We start from the raw sequence: 22936 nt of genomic DNA on the forward strand, positions 1-22936 counted from the left end.
ATAAACGGTGGGTGTACCTCACACTCACCCTTTCCTTGCTCTCCTCACGTTCATTAATCCTAACGAACCTAGAATAATGTAAGACTTGATATTTCACAAGAATAGTTCCTGTAAATAGTCTTTAGTCATAAGAAAACAGGATGTTCCTAGCAGACCATCTCATGTGAGAATATTATTGAAGTTCTGATTTCATTTTGGCAATGGGGATCAAGACTCATTTCAGCGTCCCCTCATAAAGAACTAACTCCGCAGCAACTCGTCCCGCGCTTCCATCAGCGCGAATCCCAGCAGATTTCTGCCCCGCCATTTCACGGGATTCTCCACATCTGGATTGGACTGGCCCATACCGATCCCCCAAATACGATCCCGCGGGCTAGCCTCGACGAGTATGCGGTTCTTCGTCAGTTTGAGATAATCGGCAAGCTCCGGATTCTGCGAAAATTTGGCCAAGCTCGCTCTTTTGACGATTCCATAGCATTCCTTATCCCAAATATCTTTGTCAAAGTTTCGTACTGCACGTCCAAAAGCCTTCATCTCTTTAGGATGCTTAGCTTTAAGGATGGACTCCAGCATTTCTTCATCATTGAACAATCTTGCCTTCTCTGCCATCATAAATTGCTCGGCACAGGAGTACTGCGTTCCTTCTACTGAGAACGGGCACATCCACCATTGGCTGAAGCAGCTTTTGTCGACACTGCCGTCCTTAGACGGGGTATGTCCCCAAAAAAACACGAATTTGAACCTTTCTCCCTTATTATATGCTTTTCTTAACTCCTCAATATTGTAGATCATCGCTATTCCTCCAAATTTCTCCGATATAGACGGGATGGTCTATGCCCCGCATTTTCGGTGTAAAGATCTGTCTCCGTCACAAGATCCGCAACTTTACGCCGGAACGCCGCCTTCAACAGCTCTTTATCCATAACTACCTCATAAACCTGCTGCAGCTCCGTTAAGGTAAAGAACTTCGGCATCAAGTGCAGTGCAATATCGGTGTAATTCACTTTTCCCCGCAGCCGCTCAATAGCGTATGCGATAATTTTCGCATGGTCGAAAGCCAACCCATCATTTGTTACGATCTCATAATCTGTGCCTGTCGATGTAGTCTTCGCTGTTGTGGTCCTCGTCACGATCGCCGAAAGTTCTTCTTCACCGCTTAGCTGAAGTTCGTACTCCTGCGTTTTAATAAATCCGTCCTTGATCAGCTCTTTTTGCTCCCGCAGCGGCCGGTAAGATACCTTGAACCAGGCTGCATCTGCTGCATCATCTCCCGACTTAAGCTCCAGCTTGTCACTGTTGATCAGCGCCATATAGCTGCAGCTTATCACCCAAGTTCGCGGGTCGCGCCCGATATCACTAAACGTATACAGCTGCTCCAAATAAACATCTTCCACGCCGGTTTCCTCGCTTAGTTCCCTTACTGCTGCCTGCTCAGTCGTTTCATTCGGCCTGACAAAGCCGCCAGGCAGCGCCCATTTATCCAGAAAGGGGTGTCCCCCCCGACGAATAAGCAGGACCCGCAGCTCTTTTTCCGGCAGTTTGCGATAACTGTCAGCCTGCTCTTCCGTCACAGTGAAAATAACCATATCTGTCGCCACTGATGGCCGCTCGTAATCCCCTGCTTGGTACTGCTCCAAAAACTCATGTTCCGTAAGTCCGTCCTTATCCAACAAACCCAATTAGATTCGCCTCCTTTATTTTTGATTTAACCATTCAGTTCTCCGAAATAGTTTTCATAGGGCGCGAACTTCTCCAGCACTTCGTCAACCTTGCGTATACGCTCCTCAAGGCTTCCCCGCAGCGTAATATAGGGAATACGCCGCTCCTTCAAATCCGCGATTATCTGTTTATGAAAAACATGCCGCTTCTGATCTCCGCTGCGATCCCACGTATCGTCATAAGGAATATCATCATCGCACAGGAAGAACAAATCGTAGCGCTGTGCGTTCTCCAGCGCAATTTGGGTTAACAGGTCGGGGGCCCGGCCGTGGTAATCCAGAGCGAACATATACGTCGTAATCGCATTCGTATCAACGAAAATAAACCGGTTCGCTGTAAGTATTGCCTGTTCTTCACGCTCGATATGACCGACCGCGATTTCATCAAACGCTTCCAGGCCGATTCGGCGGTCCACCTGATGCTCAGTCCAATAATCGCGTCCGTATTCGCTTGCGAACGTCGTGTGATACCGTCGTGCCAGCTCTTCGGTGATTGTCGACTTCCCCGTCGACATTGCTCCAACGAATACCACTTTCGTAATCAGATCCCGGTACACGATATCACTTATGAACTCCCTGTACTTATATGGATCGGAACGGATCATCGTTGCTGAGATTGGGACCCGCTCGCGGGCTTCATCTACCCGTCGATCTACTGCACCTAAAGCAAGGCTCATATGTCCGCCGTAAAACTCGCTCGAGTAAAAATGTGTTACTTGCTCTCCATTCAGCAAACCGAGTATATATTGTTCTTCACGAATCTCATGATCCCTATCATCTGAATATCCATCAGGACCATCCCAAGCTTCGATTACCCGGACTTCCGGATAGAGTCTGCGAATCCAATTTGCCCGGACATGAAGCGGAATTGGAGTGACCGTCGTGTCGTAAATGACCACAATCAATTCATCGACCTCTTGCAGTGCCGTTTCGATCATGAGCTGATGGCCTTTATGCAGCGGGGCAAACTTCCCCAGTGTTAGTCCAAGCTTTTTCATACCGCCACTTCCTTTGCCCCTTTATTCCAAATATAGTACCCGTAAACCGCGTTAATCAAATAAGCACTCCACATCACGATCATCATTAAGCCTTCGCCGCTGCCCTCCAGCATACGAATCGCCCACAACAGCACAGTAAAGAGATTTAGCACGATATAGACCAGCCATTGTTCCTTGAATCTTCGTACCATTAAGAAGGTCGCCACAATTGACAGCACCGTCGTAGCAGCATCGATGTAGGGCGAGTTCTGTGCTGAAATGAACGAAAGTCCAAACCCGAGCAGCAAACAGCCAATCACAGAGACCATTCCAGCTAGGAGCAGCCCTCTTATATCCATCTGCCGCATAGCCAGCTTCCCGTTTTCTTGACGGTTATTTTTCCACATGTAAAAGCCAATGACATTCATAGGAACGAAGAATAGCAGATTTAGCATTACTTCTCCAAACAAACCGTTAATATAGGCCAAATAAGCGTAACCAACAGTATTGTACATACCAAAAACATAGCTCATCAGGTTACCCTTTGCCGCAAGCACTACGCATAGCACTCCGGTAATAAAAACCGTAAATCCGAATAAAGAGTCCTTTGACATCACTGTAAACCCGACAGCAATCAAAGTAAACAGCACCAGCCACGTAATTTCAAACAGGTTCCAACCACCCGTTACCTTCTTCATTTTGCATCCCTCCGATTTTCAACTCATTTATAGAGCGAATAACATAAAACGAACTTAGTATCATTTTGTTAATAACAATTTGTTACTATCAAAGTTAACAAGAAATTATGTGAAGGTCAAGCAAATTCTTTCCATTATTGCTGGATGGTTCTTATTTATTGACGATTGTTTGTTATAGGTTGGAACATAAACCCTTTACTTTTGGCATAATTGAAGCCCTTGCCAGCAAAGGGATTCCGTTCATTCAAGTACTGCGGATAGCAAAGTTGCTAATACTAACAGTCTATTCTTTCCACCAAATGAGCAATCTGCAACTCGCCCGATGAAGGTAACTATCTCCTTGGCCAACATACTTAAAAGTTTGTCTGAATTCCAGAAATATGTAAAACTTATTTTCTCAAAAAAAGAGAGTGTTTTTCCGTCTTTTCACGACTAAGTTACACTCTCTCTAAGAATATTTTAAAGTAGTCAGATAAATCCATCTTCAGGTTCACCAATATTAAACCCTAGTGCTTTTGTAGCCTCCACTTTAAATCTTTCTATCCAGGAACTCCACTCACTATTACTTATCTGTCCATAAAATGATAGTCCACTTGGTTCTACTGAGGCTACAATGAAAATATCATCATCTTCCTGCCCGTACCAACAGGGAATTCCATTTTTATATCCTATCCAGCCCGGCATACTCTTATATATATCCGTTACTTTACCCCATACTTCATCCGGAAGGTAATACCATATATTTAGATTGCATGTTTGAGCGTTTATGTCACTCATTTGTATCCCCCTTTAGCCTGAAAATAACTACTATGCGAAAACACGATTAAAAGTGATGTTCTCCCTTGGTACAACCTGCAGAAAAACTATCGGACACTGAGGAAATCTCTTTTTTCCCTATGCTAATCAATTTGTCTATTCTTTGGAAAAAATCTCGAAATTAGAACAGCTTATTTAGGCCTTCAAATTTCATTTCTGAAATATATGAGATCATATTCACCCTGTTTATTATATTCATGAATCCTCACCCTCTTAAAGGAAGCAGAGCATAAGCTACCGCCTATAGACAGGCTGATCCAGAGCAATAGGATCCCGATTGCTGAGTACCCACTGCACTGCCAGTTCGCCTAGTCTTGCAGGTTCATCACTACCATGGCCGTTGTAAAGTTTATTCACTAATGTTTCTGCCTCCTGAAGGACAGCGGGATGTAATGATATGCCCACACTAAAGTAATGATTCAAACGATTGAGCATCTGACGAAATTGATTATCCCAGTTGCTTCCACAATTTTAGTAGATAAAAAAACGAACAATCAAGAGATTTCATCAAGAAATTCGAGATTGTTCGTTTTTATGTGTTCGTTACATGTCCTGCTTCTGCTTTTATCTATTTTGATTTTTACTATCCATCAACTTATTGTATTCATCTAAATATACCTTTTCTGCATTTGAAGATCTATCCATCGAATTCCTAGCACGATGCCAGAATGGATAAATAGGTTCAAGTGCTGTTAGGTCGTTAATTTGTGAAATATCGTCGTCCGTTAATTTTAAATTGTATGAGGCGATATTTTCATGCAGCTGTTCTTTCGTTCTTGCATTTAGGACGATTGAATCTACATGTGGTCTATCACGCAACCATGCAAGAACAACTTGCGGTACTGTCGCTTTATGTTTAGAAGCCACATCTTGCAATAAATCGACGAGATTATAAAATAAATCCAGATCTTTAATATATGTTTCCGGCCAACCATTCCCTTGTCTTGTATCTAGTTCCACTTTTTTATTTCTTGTAATTTTACCAGTGAGCAGCCCCTCACCCAATGGAGATCTAATACTATTAGCAATGCCTAATTCTTTACCGGCCGGCAAAATTTCATACTCTGCTTCACGCGATTCCGGTGTGTAATAGATTTGCTGTGCAATTGGCGGTATCATATTATTTTCTACTGCCCATGTATGTGTCTTGGCAAGCGCCCAGCCACTGTAATTGGCTACCCCCCAATGACGAATTTTCCCTTTCTTAATTAAGTCATTCATCTCTTGGACAGTTTCGCTAACCGGTACTTGACCATCCCAACAATGTACATAATAGATATCAATATAGTCCGTACCAAGCCTTTTTAATAGCGCATCTATGGATGAATCAACGTTGATTAAAGCACCCGTATCATTTGGTTTATCTATCAGCTGAAATCCTGTTTTACTGCTGATGACCATATCATGACGCTTATCTCTTATCGCTTTGCCGAAAATAACCTCTGCATCACCTTTCGCATACAAATTTGCTGTATCAAATTGGGTGATGCCTTGATCCAGAGCGTAATCCACCATATAATTTGCAGTTGCCTGATCCATGGCCCCCGCTTCTTCAAGACCATTTGTACTGAACATTACCGTGCCCAAAGCATATTTAGAAACATTCAAACCTAAATTGCCAAATAGATTATAATCCATCATCATTCCTCCTATGCAATGTTTTTTCCACGTTCCCCAAAAGTGAAACGTTGTCCAGCTAAGAACTTTGCCCTTCTATGAAAAAAGTGCCATTCGAATTACAGAATGGCGCCCGATTATTGAAGAGAAGTAGATTTGCCTTGGAAAAGACTGCTCCAAGCCACTAAAAAGAACGCCTTAATAGGCTCCTTCTTTCATATATTATTTTGTCATTCCATCAACACGACGTTTTTAAGGCTGATTTGACTGCTGTTCGTAGACGTTAATATACTTTAGGAAATTACGTTTGCTGCTTCTAAAATTAATTTTATTCATTCTTATGTAATTTCCCTTTTGTATTTTATCTCGGTTGGAATTCCATCTATATTTTTTCATTGTCTTCTTTAGTTCATATTCACACCATTCCATGTTTTTTTTTTGCAGGTTTGTCCTCAAGGTCTATGAGGAACCTTATGTCGTTTCACTCTCTCAATACTATCAGCTTCTTCTTTCAACTGGTCATGGATGCGCACTTCATCATTTTTAATACATGCTAGTGGTTACATTGTCCGCTAACTCCCTTGAAATCCCCCTTAATTTTTCTCCTTAATGTTTGAAGAGCTTCATAAAGGTTATATAAGACTATAACGAAATATTAAACTACATAATAAGGAGATGAGTAGCATGAGTTTCATTTGGTTTTTAATAATTGGTGGAATTATCGGTTGGCTAGCAGGTATGATTTTAGGAAAAGATGTACCAGGTGGAATTATCGGTAATATTGTCGCTGGTATTGTCGGTGCATGGATTGGAGGTATGCTTCTTGGAAGTTGGGGACCTAAAGTTTCTGATTTCTACGTCTTCCCTGCTTTAATTGGAGCAATTATACTTGTATTCATTGTTAGCTTCATTATGAAATCAATGCGTAAAGCTTCATAAGGGTAAATAAATCCTTTCGTTCTTTTGTATACAGTTACGTGAATCATACGTAAGCACCAATAAACGGTGTCTATGTATATACTAAAAAAGCGGTCTTCCACAATCTAATCTGTGGAGGACCGTTTTTTACTTGGCTCTTATTTACTTAATAATTCTCGGATAACCACTGGCTTTTCGGTTTATAGAAGCAGAAGAGTGAAAGATGATAAAGGTAACGCTTCGCCTTGGGTAAATAGTTGTTTGAAGCATCCCCAGTGGTGTCTGCATGTTTATGGTCGCGATGGCAGCCCATTTGGAAGGTGAACTGGAGCAACCTGCATAATTTTTTGATTTTAACCACGAAGATCACAGAATCCTTGTATTCTTAAACGTTCGTTTATATAAGCCTTAGCACCTTCTATATCTCCAATCGCAGCTTGATATAGTTCCATTTGGAGTCCAACTCCATCAGCTCAAAATTAGACATTTTATAGATAGAAAAAATATTATAAATCCCGTTGCTTTCTGTCTTATTTCCAGAAATCCTTACTCCATCGAAAATAGTGAATTCACACAAAATTCGGGTAAGAAATAAAAGAGAGCTGTTGCACAGGGGAGCCATGGCCGAAGTAACTTTTATCGTATACGCAGGGAACTTTCCCCTTTATTGTCAAATTCAATGGATAGAAGGAGTGTTTTAGTTGAGTAAAAAGAAGGAAATCAAAAAACTAAAAGATTATGCATGTGCAGATCTTTGTTTAATTGAAAAGGAATTTCACCAGATTGTTAAAAAGACTTCGGATAAATCCGGCACTTACAAATGGATGGAGCTATTAAGTGATTATGAATTGGAAGAATTCTATGGACGGCACAAAGATAGGAAATATGCAACGCTCACGGTTGAATTGTATGCCTTAATTGAGCAACTGTTAAAAGACATCTATAAAGTTATTTGTAAAGGTAAATACAGAAATACATCCGATGTTAATGTAATTCTCGATTTAGAAGAAAATTTAGGTAATTATTTAACTTTTAAGAATAATACTAAAGTATTGGCGGATCTCAGAAGCTTTATTGTTCATGAAGAATTCTCTTTAAAGGCTGCTAGGAAAAGTGAAAGAATAAATATTAAAAAGAAAAATAGACTATTATTCAAACAGTTGATGAAAGAGGTTGAGCTGTATATAGAAAATATAGAGCTAAAATAATGTCGAGCACTCTGATTTGAAGATACTTTTCGCCTCAGACTCTAACATACCCGGCTACTGGCATGAGTAGCTGGGTACTTTATATGTAATACCTCTTTTTAAACTTATAAGTAATTGTGTTTAAAGGAGTTCAGCATTAGTAATAGGCGACTTATTTGATAGTATTATGTAATCATTCCAACAATGCCCCACTGTACCCCAACCGAAAATTCGATGAACCTCAGTTCACTTCCATTACTTGATGTTTTACGATCTTCAATAAAAAACGAAAAGTACAACCTGTTATTATGGTACACGGATTGCGTCCTAATCATGCTATCATTCTTCTTTATCAAGAAATTTCAGTTCTATATATAAGTGAACGACTTGGTCATGCTTCGGTTGATATTACTACTTCTACTTACGCACATTTCCTAAAAGAATTACGTGAGCGTGGTTTTACGAAAACCGCTTCAATTTTTGAGGATTTACTGACTTATAGCGGGTAAAAGCTTATGTAAAGTTTGTGTATAAAAAGCATCATTTTCTTTCTTTTTCTCCGAAAATAAAAAAACACTCCAAAACCCTTGATACTAAAGGATTTGAAGCGCTTTTTGGTTGGTTCAAACTTGTTCTATCTGAACCTAATTACGTCCCAGGAGGGATTCGAACCCCCGACCGACGGCTTAGCTTACCACTATAGTTTTCACTACCTGCATTTGCAGTTTGCTGGTCTGGACTATAACTTCACCATTTCAGGTGCGACACGTTTAGTCTCTACGGAACCTCACGATAATCACTAGCATATTTAATATTAGCTATTTGATTATTCTTCGGTGTCTCTACCCTCAAGCTTAATGATTTATTAGACATCTTAGGGTTGAAATAATAGCATTCATCTGTATCAGGACAATAAACACAATATATCATGTAACCCTTTGTATATAAATCGACTTGAGCCTTCAAGACTCCTAAATCTCCCTTAGTTTTTGTGTGATGATCCATAAGATTCACTACTTTCGGAAAATCGTAAGTTTCCTCGGTATTACCATCAGCATAATCTGTTAAGGCTTCACCGATACGGTGTCGTCCACTTTATAGGTTCTGTTTCCCTATAAAGGCTCCTATTAACTTAAAGGCCGTTGCTCTATCCAGCTGAGCTACTGAGACAGGTTGTTTTTCCAACAATATGATAGGAAAGACAATTATTATTATATGCGGAAAGTAAACGAAAGTCAATATACTATTTGATAAAAATTCGCTCTTATAAATAATTCCATTATTCAACTTCTACATACCTATATTGTATGCAAAAAACAACCGGCCTTATTCCATCTTATTAGAAATAAGGCCGGTTCATTAGCGTTCAAATCGCATTGTTTTAATCAGCTCATTGACATCTGTATAGCAGTTCATTACGTAGCTGTCTTTTTCGATGTCGACAACGACAAATGTTTTCTCTTTGCGGCCGCGTGGTTTTAGCAGGCTGCCGGGATTGATGAAGAGTGTGTCGTTGATTTTTTCGGCACCAAGAATATGTGAGTGGCCGAAGCAGCAAATATCGGCACCTAGCTCCTTTGCGCGATATGTGAGCGACAGAATGGTTGACTTGACGTTAAATAGGTGCCCGTGTGTAGCGAAAACGATCGCATCCCCTACTGAGAATACCTTTTCTTCCGGGAAGTCTGTACCGCGGTCGCAGTTGCCGCGCACGCGCTCGATTCCTTCCAGCGCCTGATGGTCATACGGCAACTCGCTATCCCCACAATGGACTATGGCGTCTGCTTCCGGATAGAAGCCTCGCACCTTGTCAATCACTCCCGCATCTCCGTGCGTATCACTCATGATTAATAGTTTCATCACCGTATGCCCCCTTATTAGTTTAGTAACGTTGGCAGCAAGTCTGCCAGTTTACGGATCGCATTTCCTCTGTGAGAGATTGCGCCTTTTTCTTCCGGCGTTAGTTCCGCCATGGCACGATCTAATGCCGGTACAAAGAAAATTGGGTCATAGCCAAAGCCATTTGTGCCTCGTTTTCCCTCTAAAATGACACCTTCACAGGATCCGAACACAGTCGTCGTTTCTAAATCCGGCCCTGCAATAGCCAGAGCGCACATAAAGCGTGCTGTACGCTTTTCTTCCGGCAGCCCTTTTAGATTTTCGAGCACTTTCACAATGTTTGCTTCATCATCATGATCGCCTGCATAACGTGCAGAATAAACCCCTGGCGCACCGTCTAATGCATCTACAGCCAATCCTGAATCATCTGCAATGACAATTGTACCAAGCGCCTTGGAAAGCGTTTCAGCCTTTAATACGGCGTTTTCTTCGAATGTTGTTCCTGTTTCCTCTATTTCCATATCGGGGGCCACATCAAACATAGTTACGACCTCGTAGCCTAGCGGCGTAAACAATGCCTCAAAGTCCTTTGCTTTTCCTTTATTTTTCGTAGCAATCACGACTTGTTTCATGTTATGCTTCCTCCTTTGATCCGACAAGGGCTGCTAGCTCACCTAATGCTTCCTTCTGTATATCGATCAATTGAGCGATCCCTGCTTCTCCAAGGCCTAACAGCTCATTTAACTCCTCACGTGAGAATGTTGCTTCTTCGCCTGTTCCTTGCAGCTCGACAAAGCGGCCTTCTCCTGTCATAACGATATTCATATCAACTGCTGCATCAACATCTTCTACATAGTTTAAATCCAGTACAGGGCCCATTCCTTCAATGATTCCTACGCTAGTAGCAGCTAGGTAATCAACAATCGGGAATTTAGTAAATGGCTTTTCAGTCCCCAATTTAGCAATCGCCTGTGTCATGGCTACGAATGCACCTGTAATGGAAGCGGTACGTGTACCGCCGTCCGCTTGAATAACGTCACAGTCAATCCATACTGTTTTTTCGCCTAATGCCTCTAAATCCACAACGGCCCGTAAAGCACGACCGATTAGACGCTGTATTTCCATTGTACGTCCGTTTACTTTGCCGCGTGAAGATTCACGTTGTGTACGTTGCGCAGTCGCTCTCGGGAGCATTGCATATTCAGCCGTAATCCAACCTTTGCCTTGTCCGCGCAGGAAGCTTGGTACTCTTTCTTCGACCGTTGCTGTACAGATGACCTTCGTATTTCCAACAGTAATCAGTACAGAACCTTCTGGATGCATTAAATAGTTATTTTCAATATGAACTGGGCGTAATTCGCCTGCAGCTCGGTTATCATGTCTTGTCATGGTAGACCTCCTCGTAATTCTGCCCCTTATCTTAACATAATTTTCAGGGCCGAAAAAGGCGAAAACGCCAGATTATCAACGAAATAGCACATCATGCGTTAAAAATCCTACTATAAACTATACAATCGCAAAAAGCCCGACCACATATGCAGCCGGGCTTATCCTTAAAATTTTATACGATGGATGTCCAAATGTTCCTGTTCCAGCCAGCGCTCTGCAATAGAACGGAAAATCGGCACCGACCCGGATGCAAAAAACTTATGCTCGGGCGGTGACGTATCTTTCCGCAGCTGATTGTTAAACGCTAGAATGGCCTCTGCATCGCGGGCTGTTTCCTCCGCTGATGAAAGAACTTGCACCCCCTCCCCTACAGCCGCTTCAATTTGCTTCTGCAGGATTGGATAATGCGTACAACCCAAAATAACCGTATCAAAACGCTCCTCCTCTAATGGCTTAAGCCCATTGGCCACCAAGTCATAAGAGAATTGCCCTTCATACTCACCGCTTTCTACAAGCGGCACGAATGTAGGGCATGCAAGCGGTATTACTTTCGCTTTTGTGCTCAATGAATAGATTGCCTGTTCATAGGCAGCACTTTTCACTGTGCCTTCTGTTGCCAGAACCACAATTTCATTGCGCTTTGTTTTCTTTATAGCCGCCCGTGCTCCAGCATTAATCACACCGAGCACCGGGAACGGCATATGTTTCTGCAGGCTTTCCAGTGCTACAGCAGTTGCTGTATTACACGCAATCACCAGCATTTTTACATTCATTTTCTCCAGCGCCTTTGCCATCTGCCACGTAAATGTACGCACTTCCTGCTTTGAGCGGGGGCCGTATGGGCAACGCGCTGTATCACCAATATAATAAATTGTTTCATTCGGCAAAAGCTCCATAATTGCTTTTGCTACTGTTAAGCCGCCAACACCTGAATCGATAACACCAATCGGGGCATTCACATTTACCGCCTCAATCCTATTTCATTAATAAATGTAATTTTTGTAGTAGTTGTAGTAAGTCCCGCGCCTCATCCGTTTCAAAATTATCCAATAGTTCACGAAGATAATCTTGGCGTTTTTCAATCACTTCTTGAATGATACGCTCACCTTCTGCTAGTAAGTGAATGCGAACGACACGACGATCCTGTTCATCACGAACACGCTGTACCAGCTCACTCTTCTCCATACGATCGACGAGATCCGTCGTCGTACTGAATGCGAGGTACATCTTATTCGATAAATCCCCGATTGTCATATCTCCAGACTCATGTAACCACTGCAAAGCCACAAATTGCGGAGGTGTAATCGTATAATTACTTAGAATTTCACGACCTTTTTGTTTAATTAAGTGTGAAATGTAACGTAGCTCTTTTTCTAGTGATGCTACAGATTCAAAGCTGTGTTTACTGTTGTCCTTCATCTAACCCATTCACTCCTCAAAATGTTCATATGTCTATTTTGAAGTGTTTTTGGGCAAATAGCAAGCCTGCATTCAGTTTAACGACAATTCTTGCAGTCGTAGTAATTCAACAAGTGCTTGCGTTCGACTCGAGACACCCAGCTTTTGAATCGTATTGGAAATATGATTCCGCACTGTCTTCTCGCTAATTTGTAGCTTTTCAGAAATTTCCTTTGTTGAATAATCTTCAATCAGCAGTTGGAATATTTCGCGCTCTCGTTTAGTTAGAAGAAAGCCTGACTGCTGGCTACTCATATTAGCAACAACCTCCCATCCTCTTCCTTGTACATTATGTCAAAGTTGGCGTGAGGTGAGGGCATTTTCACTATTTCCCATGCAATAATTCTTTCTCTTCATCTGTAAAGGGAACCGGCCTTCCATTTTTACCATTTATTTGAACAATTGTGCCTCTTGCAGTGAAAACAATTTCGTCTTTTTCATTTTTTCCCATGTAATGAATATCCACTGAACTACTACCTACATGAGCAATTTTTACATGTACCTTTATTTTTTCGTCGAAATACATCTGGCGTACATAGTCGCATTGCAGATCAGCTACTACTGGAATATTTCCTTCTTTGCTCATCAGTCCGATTGACTTCAAATATTCAATACGTGCATGCTCCAAATATGTAAACACTACTGTGTTATTGACGTGCCCGAACATATCCGTCTCTGAAAAACGGACCTGCACCTCAACCGCAAACGAAAATTCACTTGCCCAAGTCTGTGGTTCTTCAATATATTTTGCCTTCATTATAAATCCTCCCTTGTTAACTACATTTCATTCCATCCCTAAGAATGAATACCTATTCATTATAGCATGGAGTCATTATAGGAAGATACTTTTAATTCCAGTAAAGAAGGACAATTCTTATTGCTTTATGGACAAGAATATCGCCCTTCCTCCCTACTCAAAAGGCTTGATTATTCTGCTATAAATAGCTCGATTAAAAGGATGCTACTGCTTTATAGCTCTCTGCAGCTATTCTATAGAGGAAATAAATTGTAACCGCAGGACAATGATTTGAATAAAGGTTTTTGAAGAATCATCTCAACAAAAAAACCTGGAGGATATATATCCTCCAGGTTCATTTTTATGATTAGTCTACCATGTGGTCAGAACCGAAGAAGTTCTTGAACATTTGAACTGTTGTTGAACGGTTAAGTGCTGCGATTGATGTTGTCAAAGGAATACCTTTTGGACATGCAGCAACACAGTTTTGTGAGTTACCACAGTTTGCAAGACCACCGTCGCCCATAATTGCAGCTAAACGCTCGTCTTTGTTCATAGCACCAGTTGGGTGTGTGTTGAATAGACGTACTTGTGATAATGGAGCTGGACCGATAAATGAAGCGCCTTCAGATACGTTTGGACATGCTTCCATACATACACCACAAGTCATACATTTAGATAATTCATAAGCCCATTGACGTTTGCGCTCCGGCATACGTGGACCTTCACCTAAATCATACGTACCATCGATTGGTACCCAAGCTTTTACTTTCTTAAGTGCGTTGAACATACGGCTGCGGTCAACCTGTAAGTCACGTACTACCGGGAAAGTAGCCATTGGTTCTAAACGAATTGGTTGAGTTAATTTATCTACTAAAGCAGAACAAGATTGTTGTGGACGTCCGTTGATTACCATCGAACATGCACCACAAACCTCTTCAAGACAGTTCATATCCCAAGTTACAGGATTTGTCTTTTTACCGTCTGCAGTAACTGGATTTCTTTGGATCTCCATTAAAATTGAGATTACGTTCATACCATGACGGTAAGGCACTCGGAATTTCTCCCAACGGCTTTGACCGTTTTCAGTATCTTGACGAAGGATCTCAACATCTACCATTCTGCCAGTGTTAGCTGTTGTTTCCATGTTTAAGTCTCCTCCTCTTATGCTGAGTAGTCACGTTTACGTGGTGGAATCAACGAAACGTCTACCTCTCCATAAGTAATAATTGGCTCACCTGTAGCAGGATCAAATTTTGCCATAGTTGTTTTTAAGAAGTTCTCATCATCACGATCCGGGAACTCAGGTTTGTAGTGAGCACCACGTGATTCATCACGCAATAAAGCACCTTTTGTCATAACTTTTGCAAGGTATAACATATTCTTTAGCTGACGTGTGAAGTGAGCACCTTGGTTAGACCAACGTTGTGTATCATTGATGTTGATGTTGTTCCAGCGCTCTTGTAATTCTGTAAGCTTTTCGTAAGTTTTTTCAAGACGGTCGTTATGACGTACTACTGTCATGTTGTCAGTCATCCACTCACCAAGCTCTTTGTGTAATAAGTATGCGTTTTCAGTGCCGTCCATTTTCAGGATTGACTCCCACTTCTCAGTTTCTTCTTTTACGCGAGCTTCGAAAATTGATTCTGGAAGATCTTCCGCATGCTTTTTAAGGCCTTTAATATATTTAACAGCGTTTGGTCCTGCAACCATACCACCGTAAATTGCTGATAATAATGAGTTTGCACCAAGGCGGTTTGCACCGTGTTGTGAGAAGTCACACTCACCAGCAGCAAATAAGCCAGGGATTTCTGTCATTTGGTCATAATCAACCCATAATCCACCCATTGAGTAGTGAACTGCTGGGAAGATTTTCATTGGTAACTTACGTGGGTCGTCCCCTACGAACTTTTCGTAGATTTCGATGATACCACCAAGTTTGATATCTAATTCGTGCGGATCTTTGTGAGAAAGATCTAGATAAACCATGTTCTCACCGTTGATACCTAATTTTTGATTAACACATACATCGAAGATTTCACGAGTTGCGATATCACGAGGTACTAGGTTACCGTAAGCTGGATATTTTTCTTCTAGGAAGTACCAAGGTTTACCATCTTTATATGTCCAGATACGACCGCCTTCACCACGAGCAGACTCTGACATTAGACGGTTTTTGTCGTCTCCAGGAATCGCTGTTGGGTGAATTTGGATCATTTCACCATTTGCATATGAAGCACCTTGTTGGTACACGATTGATGCTGCTGAACCAGTGTTGATTACAGAGTTCGTTGTTTTACCGAAGATGATACCAGGACCACCTGTTGCCATGATAACTGCGTCACCACGGAATGCACGGATTTCCTCTGTTTTTAAATCTTGAGCTACGATACCGCGGCAAATACCTTCGTCATCAAGTACAGCACCCAGGAATTCCCAGTGCTCGTATTTTGTTACAAGACCAGCTACTTCGTGTGAACGAACTTGCTCATCTAGCGCGTATAAAAGCTGTTGACCAGTCGTTGCACCTGAGAATGCTGTACGGTGCATTAATGTACCACCGAAACGACGGAAATCAAGTAAACCTTCTGGAGTACGGTTAAACATTACACCCATACGGTCCATCAAGTGGATAATACCAGGTGCTGCGTCACACATACCTTTAACTGGTGGCTGGTTCGCTAGGAAGTCACCGCCATATACTGTATCGTCAAAGTGGATCCACGGAGAATCCCCTTCACCTTTTGTATTTACTGCACCATTAATTCCGCCCTGCGCACATACAGAGTGTGAGCGCTTTACCGGAACTAATGAGAATAATTCAACTTCAGTGCCAACTTCGGCTGCTTTAATCGTTGCCATTAAGCCTGCAAGGCCACCACCGACAACAATTACTTTGCTCTTTGCCATGATTGATTCTCACTCCTCTTACATTGCTTTAAAAGTCATGTGCTGTGTAGCATATCTATATTGTAAGCTACTAAACTAAATTATACGAACGAAACGATTGCTACTACACCCATAATAGATAGGATGACGAAGATTGCCATTGTGATGAAAGTCGCAACACGTTGTGATGACGGAGACTGAGTAATACCCCAGCTTACTAGGAACGACCAAATACCGTTCGCCAAGTGGAATGTAGCGGATAAAATACCTACAATGTAGAAGCCTAGCATCCATGGGTTATCCACGATTTCAGCCATCATATTAAAGTCAACTTCAGCTCCAAGTGCCTTTTGAACACGTGTTTGGAAAATATGCCAAGCAACGAAGATTACTAGGAAGATACCTGTAAAACGTTGTAGAGCGAACATCCAGTTACGGAATGTACTGAAGCGCTTCACATTGTGTCTAGCAGTAAATGCGATATAGATTCCGTAAAACGCGTGGAACATTAATGGAATATAAATAATAATCCATTCCATTGCTACCAATAATGCATGTGGGACTAATTCCATTACCCCGGTTGAATTATTGTAGACTTCTTCACCGCCAACCGCAGTGAAGTTCAGTGATAAGTGGAACACCAAGAACAGACCTACCGGGATCACCCCAAGCAGGGAATGTAAGCGGCGCCATAAAAACTCACGATCTTTCGACAAGATTGTTACCCCCCTTAGTACTTGAAATATACTAATCAATTGTCATTACTTTGTAATTTAATGGCATTGACTGCATATTTCATCATGGTACAATATTATGACATGTCCATTGTACTCTCAGAAAGTACTAGCGTCAAGGCACTGCGGATTATTTCATCTACACTAAAAAAGAGGATTTCTGCTGGTTAAAACGCTTTTTATCTTCGATAGTTTGTTTTACTTAATAATTAGTCTAAAAAATACGAAAATATTGAGGGGAGTTTTTTATAGATGCCAGATCATAACATGAAAACGATTCCAACATTCGGTTACGAGTTAATACGTGATAATATACTTCGTTCGGTCCTTGGTAAACATGAAGAAGAGGTACTTTACTGGGCCGGAAAGGAACTAGCACGTAAATTCCCCTTATTCACCCTTGATGAAGCACCTATGTTTTTTGAACAAGCCGGATGGGGAATTTTGTCGATTGAAAAGCAAGATAAAGATGAAATCATATACATACTAAGTGGTGATGCAGATACATTGAAGGCCGAAGAACGCTGCTTCCGAATCGAAGCCGGCTTCCTGGCAGAACAGACACAGAAGATTAATGGCTTTCTAACAGAATGCTATGAAGAAAAAAATAGTAAGCAAGGTACGATTAAATTCAATGTAAAATGGGATTTAAAAGAACCTGTCCGCTGAGCAGGACATGACAATAAGAGCGCCTTAGGAACACTCCAGTTTTCTAAAAAGCGCTCTTTTTTCTATATTATTGTAGATACTATAAAAAATAAGGTTTTTACTGGTATTTCAACCAAGTAATCTTTTTCTCGCTTTTTAACAACCGACATGAAATTCATTATGCAATGCATTTGCTGCCCTCATCATCTCACCCTGAGATACAACTACCGACATTTTGTATTCTGAAGAGCTTATCATTTTCACTTGAATCCCTTCTCTCGATAAACGAGTGAACATCCGGGCCTTTATTCTTGGATTAGAACCTATCGCCGATCCAGCAAGTGATACTTTTGCCAGACCTACTTCAAAGTCCGCAAAACTAAAGCCAAGGGACAGTTTACTGGATTCCAGTAAACGAAGCGCTTTAGCAAACGCTTCTTTCTCCATCGAGAAGGAAATAGTCGAGGTTCTGTCATCCATTAAAACCTGCACAATCATATCAATATCGATCCCATTTTCGGCCAATACTGTCACGATATCTGCTACTACTGACTCCTCATAGGCATCATAGCCAATTGTTAGGCGAATAATATCCGCCTCATAGGACACGCCTTGTACAATCAAATCTTTTTCCACCTTTGCTTCCCCCTTAAAAAATGCACCTCAATTTACGATCGAGCCAAGCGAATAATGACCCCCAACTTCCCATATAAAAAGCGGCTCTCCACATATGTAGAGAGCCGCCTCAATAAACGTTATAATCTGTTCGTCGAGATAGCTCTCCAGAAAATAAGCCTCTTACCGGCGTTTTCTGACAGTCTTACATTTCTTAAATGCAAAACCAGCAAATAATTGGAACAACAATTATCCACTTCGGCAGTTTTCCCTTTCACGCCCGTTCCTTGGAGTTGCTCCTCCTCACAAGCGGTACTATTGAAACCTGCACCTCTATCTATATTCGCTATAAAATTCTGTTGTAAGCGTAGCACACACCTATTCGTTTTTCAATCCATTTTTTTGAAAGTATTGATGAATATTGTATGCCTGTTTCTGGGGGATACCTGCCTCTAGGAGCTGGTCAACACTTGCCTCGCGTATCTTTTTCACGGATCCGAAATGCTTTAATAATTGCTGCTTCCGTTTCGGTCCCACCCCTTCTATTTGATCAAGCACTGACTGGATTGCATTTGTTTGATGCTGTTGACGTAAAAATGTAATCGCGAACCGGTGGACCTCATCCTGAATTCGCTGCAGGAGGTAAAATCCATCACTTGTACGTTTCATTTCCACCGGCATCGGTGGTTCACCAAATAACAGCTGTGACGTGTTGTGCTTTTCATCCTTTGCCAGGCCTGCAATCGGAATCACTAGCCCCAGCTCATTTTGCAGTACACTTCTCGCCACTTCCATCTGCCCTTTCCCTCCATCAATAATAATGAGATCAGGAAGAGGCAGATTGTCCTTTAGCACCCTTGTGTAACGTCTCCGGATAACCTCCTCCATTGCTCCGTAATCGTCATGCTTGGCTGCTTCACGGGTTTTATATTTCCTGTATTCCTTTTTCGCCGGCTTTCCATCGATAAACACAACCATTGCCGAAACTGGATCAGCTCCGTGCATATGGCTATTATCAAAGGCTTCGATTCTAAACGGTGTTGAAATATTCAATGCATCGCCGAGTGCCTCGCATGCCCCGATTGTCCGTTCCTCCTGCCGCTCAATCAGCTGGAACTTTTCATGAATAGCAATCTGGGCATTTTTTGTGGCCATCTCTACAAGCTCCCTCTTCTGTCCGCGTTTTGGAATCACCACTTTTACATCGAGTAACTTTTCAAGCAATGTTTCATCAATGTTATTCGGGATGAAAATTTCCTTTGGCTTCAGGTGTTGAGGAGAAGCATAAAAACGGCCCACATAAGTTAGAAACTCTTCTTCCGGATCTCGGTAAATCGGAAAGATGGAAACATCACGTTCGATTAGTTTACCTTGACGCACAAAGAATACCTGGACACACATCCATCCTTTTTCTACCGCATAGCCAAATACATCACGGTTTGATAAATCACCTGTCACGATTTTTTGCTTTTGCATAACCGTCTCGATATGGGCAATTTGATCACGCAGCTCTTTTGCACGCTCGAACTCCAGCTTTTCGGCAGCTTCCAGCATTTTAGCCTCAAGATCCTTCTTCACATCTTCATAACCACCGCTTAAAAACTTAGCAATTTCCTCAAGCATATCATCATAGACCTGCTTCTCGACATCCTTCACACAAGGTGCCAGACATTGTCCCATATGGTAATACAGACATACTTGATTCGGCAGATGCGTACATTTCCGAAGCGGATAAATGCGGTCGAGCATTTTTCTCGTTTCGTTCGCAGCAAACGCATTGGGATAAGGTCCAAAATAACGAGCCTTATCCTTTTTGATTTTACGTGTCGTAATAATACGAGGATACTTTTCATTCGTTATTTTAATATATGGGTACGTTTTATCGTCCGTTAACAGGACATTATATTTCGGGTCATGGAGCTTAATAAGATTCAGCTCCAAAATAAGCGCTTCTAAATCACTGGATGTAATAATATATTCAAAATCCTCAATTTCACTGACAAGTCTTGCTGTTTTTCCGTTATGGCTTCCTGTAAAGTAAGATCGCACACGGTTTTTCAGAACTTTTGCCTTACCGACATAAATGATTGTGCCTTGACGGTCCTTCATCAAATAACAGCCTGGCTCATCCGGCAGGATCGCTAATTTATTTTTAATCGTATCATTCATCTGATCACCTGCGTTTTTTAATATAGATCTATTATAAGGCAATTAAAATAACCGAGCACGTGTTTGCACTCGGCTTTTCCACTAATATAAAAAGGTGTAAACAAGCATAGCTGTTTACACCTTATCGGGTAAAAAATTATTTGTTGTCGTTAATAAAATCGACTAACGCTTCTTTTGGCATGAAGCCTGCAGTTTTTGCTTTTAATTCGCCATCTACGAATAAAAGTAAAGATGGAATCGACATAATGCCGTATTCGCCAGCAGTACCTTGGTTGTTATCAACATCTACTTTTACGATTTTTACTTCGTTGCCGATTTCAGTATCTAACTCTTCAAGTACTGGAGCGATCATTTTACATGGTCCGCACCAAGCAGCCCAGAAGTCTACTAATACTACGCCGTTTGCGATTTCTTGTTGGAAATTTGAATCTGTACCTTGTACAATTGCCATTATAAATAGCCTCCTTTATATTACATCTTTTTGTAGTATAGCATGTTCATTTTAGAAATTGGAATCATTCTGCCTGTGTTTGGGCTTTTTTGCAAAATGCCTGGCAGATCAGGAGTGATGAACGCTCTCCCTGTATAGTGTAAACTTCCCCGTATCTCTCCCTTTTAAAACTTCTACTCTTTTTAGAAATATGTTCTCCTACTTATCTTCATGCAGGGTGAATACCCACTGCTTTTACTATGTTCTATAGGGTAATATACTCTAACAAAAAGAAGCCGTCCGATTGATCATCGAACCGCTCCTTCATGCATCTATAAGTTTCTAGTATAGTCATTAATCCGTCTAGTTATCGTCAGCCTGCTTTTTCGCTCAACTTTATGGAGAGATACTTGCGTGCATCCGCTGTCAGCAGCTGCACACTTTTTCTTTCCTCCTCCTTTTTCAATTCGACGAACATGCCGCTCAGATTTTCATGGACATATACGATGTTATATCCCTGGTCCAATAATGAATCAATATTCTTCATTTCTAAGACAGCTTCTTCATACGCTGACATGTAATTGCCTCCTCCCTATGATTTTTGAATGACTGGCTGCTCTATCGGTTCCGTCACTAAGTCCGTTTCTGCCTCTACGTATGGAGTGTCGCCGATGTACCAGTCTTTGCCTGCTGTAATGCCCAAATATAATTCGTCACTTGGATTTATAATTTCTGCCTGCGGATACTTAACGAACCACCAGTATTTTGCCAGGACATAATAAACGCCTGCCCCTACAAAGAAACCGATCAATGACGAATAGGTCGGGAAGATATTAGCAATCGATCCGCCGATAACCCAGGCAATCAGTCCAGCCAGATTGAAGCCTTTTATATATTTGAACTGCCCTTCGAGTTCATACAGCGCGAAAACGTTGACTCGGCGTTTCCGCAGTAAATAATAGTCCGCAAATAATATACCGACAATCGCCGTTAGTATACCGCCGATAATCAAGAGGAGACTATTGAGAACATCAAACAAGCTCCAAGGCTGTACGATTGAACCGACAATACCTGTAATAACGACCCCTACCCAAAAGGGCACTTTCGGACCGCCTACATTGGAAAAGATAGTTGCTGCTGGAATGACGTTTGCAGAAGTATTAGTGGACCATTGCGCCAGCACGATCATCAATAAAAGGATGCCTAGGATAATACCGTTTGCACTCGCTTGCAGCGCCTGTATCGGATCAGCTGTAGATACAGCCATATAGCAGACAGCCCCGATGACAACCATAAAGGTATTCGTAATCGGCATGACTACAAGCGACCCCATAAGCTGTGTCTTGTTCCGCTTGAACCAGTTACGCTCGTTCTTCGGTGCTTTGAAAAAGCGGGAGAGCGATGGCATGTCAGCGGCAAGCGTTGCCCAAAAGCCCATATTGGCCATGACCACTACCATGAAGGCTGTGAATCCTGCCACCCCTGTAGCCGGTGATTCGACCCAGCTCCAAATATCCTTCCCTTGTGATGTAGCGTTGTCCGCCAATGTAATATACATCCAGCATGAAATTAAGATGATGACCGGGGCCGCCAAATCGGCGAAGCGCTCTATTGATTTAATGCCTAGAGATGTATTGACCAGCTGCAGTGTGACGAAAATAATGAAGCACACAATCCAATTGTCGAAGCCAAAAAGTAAGTTTAAGATGCCGTTAATGGCTGTGGAACCAAAATACGAATTGATACCGAACCAGCATGCTGCCGTGAATCCTCGCATGATTGAGGGAATGTGTGTACCTAATGTTCCAAACGGGGCACGCATATAGACCGGGAAGGATATCCCGTGCTCTACCCCAATATCCCCGATCAATGTCATGAAGATTCCAATGGCCATGGAGCCTACGAGCGTTGCAAGGATGACATAAGGCAGCGGTAGGCTGATAATACCTGCACCACCGATAGCAAATGCTGCCAGTACAATCGCCATGCCTACCCAGATGACAGAAAAACCGAACGCACTAATTTTACGCTGTTCATGCGTTACAGGCAGTAAATCAGGGGATTTCAAGTAAGATTTCTTATTTTCCATACAAACGAT

The 22936-nt window shown here is 41.8% G+C and carries 27 protein-coding genes and 1 riboswitch; of the genes, 4 read left to right on the top strand and 23 right to left on the bottom strand.

Annotated elements, in window-relative coordinates; genetic code table 11:
• Positions 1-240: 240 nt before the first annotated feature.
• From AA0Y26_RS15535 to AA0Y26_RS15565, 7 genes are all read right to left on the bottom strand, one after another.
• Positions 241-792, bottom strand: a complete 552-nt coding sequence (locus AA0Y26_RS15535; protein ID WP_413362989.1) for an NADAR family protein — start codon at positions 790-792, stop codon at positions 241-243.
• A gap of 2 nt (positions 793-794) precedes the next feature.
• Positions 795-1679: an NUDIX hydrolase gene (locus AA0Y26_RS15540; RefSeq protein WP_413362990.1), complete on the bottom strand. Its 885-nt coding sequence runs from the start codon at positions 1677-1679 to the stop codon at positions 795-797.
• Between the two features lie 26 nt (positions 1680-1705).
• On the bottom strand, positions 1706-2716 hold the full coding sequence (locus tag AA0Y26_RS15545) for an AAA family ATPase (RefSeq protein ID WP_413362991.1): 1011 nt from the start codon (positions 2714-2716) through the stop codon (positions 1706-1708).
• Positions 2713-3393, bottom strand: coding sequence for a nicotinamide riboside transporter PnuC (gene pnuC / locus AA0Y26_RS15550; protein WP_413362992.1), 681 nt, complete (start codon positions 3391-3393; stop codon positions 2713-2715). Before pnuC ends, AA0Y26_RS15545 begins: the two co-directional genes overlap by 4 nt.
• Before the next feature lie 468 nt (positions 3394-3861).
• The gene (locus AA0Y26_RS15555) at positions 3862-4170 is read right to left on the bottom strand and encodes a hypothetical protein (protein WP_413362993.1); all 309 of its coding nucleotides are present in this window, start codon (positions 4168-4170) and stop codon (positions 3862-3864) included.
• A 273-nt stretch (positions 4171-4443) separates the two neighbouring features.
• Positions 4444-4566, bottom strand: coding sequence for a hypothetical protein (locus tag AA0Y26_RS15560; RefSeq protein ID WP_413362994.1), 123 nt, complete (start codon positions 4564-4566; stop codon positions 4444-4446).
• Positions 4567-4773: 207 nt separating this feature from the next.
• The gene (locus AA0Y26_RS15565) at positions 4774-5847 is read right to left on the bottom strand and encodes an aldo/keto reductase (RefSeq protein ID WP_413368244.1); all 1074 of its coding nucleotides are present in this window, start codon (positions 5845-5847) and stop codon (positions 4774-4776) included.
• Between the two features lie 663 nt (positions 5848-6510).
• Between AA0Y26_RS15565 and AA0Y26_RS15570 the strand changes: the two genes are divergently transcribed.
• The 3 genes from AA0Y26_RS15570 (at position 6511) to AA0Y26_RS15580 (ending at position 8440) form a co-directional block, all read left to right on the top strand.
• Positions 6511-6765 carry a GlsB/YeaQ/YmgE family stress response membrane protein gene (locus AA0Y26_RS15570; protein WP_413362995.1) on the top strand — a complete coding sequence of 85 codons (255 nt, stop codon included), beginning with the start codon at positions 6511-6513 and terminating at the stop codon, positions 6763-6765.
• Between the two features lie 680 nt (positions 6766-7445).
• Positions 7446-7952 carry a nucleoside-diphosphate sugar epimerase gene (locus AA0Y26_RS15575; protein ID WP_413362996.1) on the top strand — a complete coding sequence of 169 codons (507 nt, stop codon included), beginning with the start codon at positions 7446-7448 and terminating at the stop codon, positions 7950-7952.
• A 287-nt stretch (positions 7953-8239) separates the two neighbouring features.
• Positions 8240-8440: a hypothetical protein gene (locus AA0Y26_RS15580; RefSeq protein ID WP_413362997.1), complete on the top strand. Its 201-nt coding sequence runs from the start codon at positions 8240-8242 to the stop codon at positions 8438-8440.
• A gap of 268 nt (positions 8441-8708) precedes the next feature.
• Here AA0Y26_RS15580 and AA0Y26_RS15585 read toward each other — a convergent pair whose 3' ends face one another.
• The 11 genes from AA0Y26_RS15585 to AA0Y26_RS15635 all read right to left on the bottom strand — a co-directional run bounded on the left by AA0Y26_RS15585 (position 8709) and on the right by AA0Y26_RS15635 (position 16958).
• The gene (locus AA0Y26_RS15585; protein WP_413362998.1) at positions 8709-8936 is read right to left on the bottom strand and encodes a group I intron-associated PD-(D/E)XK endonuclease; all 228 of its coding nucleotides are present in this window, start codon (positions 8934-8936) and stop codon (positions 8709-8711) included.
• Positions 8937-9290: 354 nt separating this feature from the next.
• A complete protein-coding gene (locus AA0Y26_RS15590; RefSeq protein WP_413368246.1) occupies positions 9291-9791 on the bottom strand; it encodes a metallophosphoesterase in 501 nt (166 codons plus the stop codon).
• Between the two features lie 17 nt (positions 9792-9808).
• Positions 9809-10402, bottom strand: a complete 594-nt coding sequence (locus AA0Y26_RS15595; protein WP_413362999.1) for an XTP/dITP diphosphatase — start codon at positions 10400-10402, stop codon at positions 9809-9811.
• A gap of 1 nt (position 10403) precedes the next feature.
• Positions 10404-11159: a ribonuclease PH gene (gene rph / locus AA0Y26_RS15600; RefSeq protein WP_413363000.1), complete on the bottom strand. Its 756-nt coding sequence runs from the start codon at positions 11157-11159 to the stop codon at positions 10404-10406.
• A gap of 164 nt (positions 11160-11323) precedes the next feature.
• A complete protein-coding gene (gene racE / locus AA0Y26_RS15605) occupies positions 11324-12118 on the bottom strand; it encodes a glutamate racemase (protein ID WP_413363001.1) in 795 nt (264 codons plus the stop codon).
• Positions 12119-12134: 16 nt separating this feature from the next.
• Positions 12135-12578, bottom strand: coding sequence for a MarR family winged helix-turn-helix transcriptional regulator (locus AA0Y26_RS15610; RefSeq protein ID WP_413363002.1), 444 nt, complete (start codon positions 12576-12578; stop codon positions 12135-12137).
• A 72-nt stretch (positions 12579-12650) separates the two neighbouring features.
• Entirely contained in the window at positions 12651-12872 is a 222-nt protein-coding gene (locus AA0Y26_RS15615) for a helix-turn-helix domain-containing protein (protein WP_036156400.1), read from the bottom strand.
• A gap of 70 nt (positions 12873-12942) precedes the next feature.
• The gene (locus tag AA0Y26_RS15620) at positions 12943-13374 is read right to left on the bottom strand and encodes an acyl-CoA thioesterase (RefSeq protein WP_413363003.1); all 432 of its coding nucleotides are present in this window, start codon (positions 13372-13374) and stop codon (positions 12943-12945) included.
• Between the two features lie 346 nt (positions 13375-13720).
• Positions 13721-14500: a succinate dehydrogenase iron-sulfur subunit gene (gene sdhB / locus AA0Y26_RS15625; RefSeq protein WP_413363004.1), complete on the bottom strand. Its 780-nt coding sequence runs from the start codon at positions 14498-14500 to the stop codon at positions 13721-13723.
• 17 nt (positions 14501-14517) lie between these two features.
• The gene (sdhA, locus tag AA0Y26_RS15630; protein WP_413363005.1) at positions 14518-16263 is read right to left on the bottom strand and encodes a succinate dehydrogenase flavoprotein subunit; all 1746 of its coding nucleotides are present in this window, start codon (positions 16261-16263) and stop codon (positions 14518-14520) included.
• An 80-nt stretch (positions 16264-16343) separates the two neighbouring features.
• Positions 16344-16958, bottom strand: a complete 615-nt coding sequence (locus tag AA0Y26_RS15635; RefSeq protein ID WP_413363006.1) for a succinate dehydrogenase cytochrome b558 subunit — start codon at positions 16956-16958, stop codon at positions 16344-16346.
• A gap of 270 nt (positions 16959-17228) precedes the next feature.
• Between AA0Y26_RS15635 and AA0Y26_RS15640 the strand changes: the two genes are divergently transcribed.
• Positions 17229-17645 carry a YslB family protein gene (locus AA0Y26_RS15640; protein ID WP_413363007.1) on the top strand — a complete coding sequence of 139 codons (417 nt, stop codon included), beginning with the start codon at positions 17229-17231 and terminating at the stop codon, positions 17643-17645.
• 135 nt (positions 17646-17780) lie between these two features.
• Here AA0Y26_RS15640 and AA0Y26_RS15645 read toward each other — a convergent pair whose 3' ends face one another.
• From AA0Y26_RS15645 to AA0Y26_RS15665, 5 genes are all read right to left on the bottom strand, one after another.
• Positions 17781-18260 carry an ACT domain-containing protein gene (locus AA0Y26_RS15645; protein ID WP_413363008.1) on the bottom strand — a complete coding sequence of 160 codons (480 nt, stop codon included), beginning with the start codon at positions 18258-18260 and terminating at the stop codon, positions 17781-17783.
• A gap of 131 nt (positions 18261-18391) precedes the next feature.
• Positions 18392-18583, bottom strand: a riboswitch (Lysine riboswitch).
• Between the two features lie 34 nt (positions 18584-18617).
• Positions 18618-20408: an excinuclease ABC subunit UvrC gene (gene uvrC / locus AA0Y26_RS15650; RefSeq protein ID WP_413363009.1), complete on the bottom strand. Its 1791-nt coding sequence runs from the start codon at positions 20406-20408 to the stop codon at positions 18618-18620.
• A 136-nt stretch (positions 20409-20544) separates the two neighbouring features.
• Positions 20545-20859 carry a thioredoxin gene (gene trxA / locus AA0Y26_RS15655; protein WP_413363010.1) on the bottom strand — a complete coding sequence of 105 codons (315 nt, stop codon included), beginning with the start codon at positions 20857-20859 and terminating at the stop codon, positions 20545-20547.
• A gap of 352 nt (positions 20860-21211) precedes the next feature.
• Complete coding sequence (locus tag AA0Y26_RS15660; RefSeq protein WP_413363011.1) at positions 21212-21415, bottom strand: hypothetical protein; 204 nt, start codon at positions 21413-21415, stop codon at positions 21212-21214.
• Positions 21416-21430: 15 nt separating this feature from the next.
• Positions 21431-22927, bottom strand: a complete 1497-nt coding sequence (locus tag AA0Y26_RS15665; RefSeq protein ID WP_413363012.1) for an NCS1 family transporter — start codon at positions 22925-22927, stop codon at positions 21431-21433.
• Positions 22928-22936: the final 9 nt, after the last annotated feature.

The organism is Lysinibacillus canaveralius, assembly GCF_047301505.1.
Lineage (GTDB): Bacteria > Bacillota > Bacilli > Bacillales_A > Planococcaceae > Lysinibacillus_B.

Bases quoted from the DNA above. Each gene is read 5' to 3' on its own strand.
- AA0Y26_RS15535 (WP_413362989.1), bottom strand. From the start codon at position 792: ATGATCTACAATATTGAGGAGTTAAGAAAAGCATATAATAAGGGAGAA.
- AA0Y26_RS15545 (WP_413362991.1), bottom strand. From the start codon at position 2,716: ATGAAAAAGCTTGGACTAACACTGGGGAAGTTTGCCCCGCTGCATAAA.
- pnuC (WP_413362992.1), bottom strand. From the start codon at position 3,393: ATGAAGAAGGTAACGGGTGGTTGGAACCTGTTTGAAATTACGTGGCTG.
- AA0Y26_RS15555 (WP_413362993.1), bottom strand. From the start codon at position 4,170: ATGAGTGACATAAACGCTCAAACATGCAATCTAAATATATGGTATTAC.
- AA0Y26_RS15565 (WP_413368244.1), bottom strand. From the start codon at position 5,847: ATGGATTATAATCTATTTGGCAATTTAGGTTTGAATGTTTCTAAATAT.
- AA0Y26_RS15570 (WP_413362995.1), top strand. From the start codon at position 6,511: ATGAGTTTCATTTGGTTTTTAATAATTGGTGGAATTATCGGTTGGCTA.
- AA0Y26_RS15580 (WP_413362997.1), top strand. From the start codon at position 8,240: ATGGTACACGGATTGCGTCCTAATCATGCTATCATTCTTCTTTATCAA.
- AA0Y26_RS15585 (WP_413362998.1), bottom strand. From the start codon at position 8,936: ATGGATCATCACACAAAAACTAAGGGAGATTTAGGAGTCTTGAAGGCT.
- AA0Y26_RS15590 (WP_413368246.1), bottom strand. From the start codon at position 9,791: ATGAAACTATTAATCATGAGTGATACGCACGGAGATGCGGGAGTGATT.
- AA0Y26_RS15595 (WP_413362999.1), bottom strand. From the start codon at position 10,402: ATGAAACAAGTCGTGATTGCTACGAAAAATAAAGGAAAAGCAAAGGAC.
- rph (WP_413363000.1), bottom strand. From the start codon at position 11,159: ATGACAAGACATGATAACCGAGCTGCAGGCGAATTACGCCCAGTTCAT.
- AA0Y26_RS15610 (WP_413363002.1), bottom strand. From the start codon at position 12,578: ATGAAGGACAACAGTAAACACAGCTTTGAATCTGTAGCATCACTAGAA.
- AA0Y26_RS15615 (WP_036156400.1), bottom strand. From the start codon at position 12,872: ATGAGTAGCCAGCAGTCAGGCTTTCTTCTAACTAAACGAGAGCGCGAA.
- AA0Y26_RS15620 (WP_413363003.1), bottom strand. From the start codon at position 13,374: ATGAAGGCAAAATATATTGAAGAACCACAGACTTGGGCAAGTGAATTT.
- sdhB (WP_413363004.1), bottom strand. From the start codon at position 14,500: ATGGAAACAACAGCTAACACTGGCAGAATGGTAGATGTTGAGATCCTT.
- sdhA (WP_413363005.1), bottom strand. From the start codon at position 16,263: ATGGCAAAGAGCAAAGTAATTGTTGTCGGTGGTGGCCTTGCAGGCTTA.
- AA0Y26_RS15640 (WP_413363007.1), top strand. From the start codon at position 17,229: ATGCCAGATCATAACATGAAAACGATTCCAACATTCGGTTACGAGTTA.
- uvrC (WP_413363009.1), bottom strand. From the start codon at position 20,408: ATGAATGATACGATTAAAAATAAATTAGCGATCCTGCCGGATGAGCCA.
- trxA (WP_413363010.1), bottom strand. From the start codon at position 20,859: ATGGCAATTGTACAAGGTACAGATTCAAATTTCCAACAAGAAATCGCA.
- AA0Y26_RS15660 (WP_413363011.1), bottom strand. From the start codon at position 21,415: ATGTCAGCGTATGAAGAAGCTGTCTTAGAAATGAAGAATATTGATTCA.
- AA0Y26_RS15665 (WP_413363012.1), bottom strand. From the start codon at position 22,927: ATGGAAAATAAGAAATCTTACTTGAAATCCCCTGATTTACTGCCTGTA.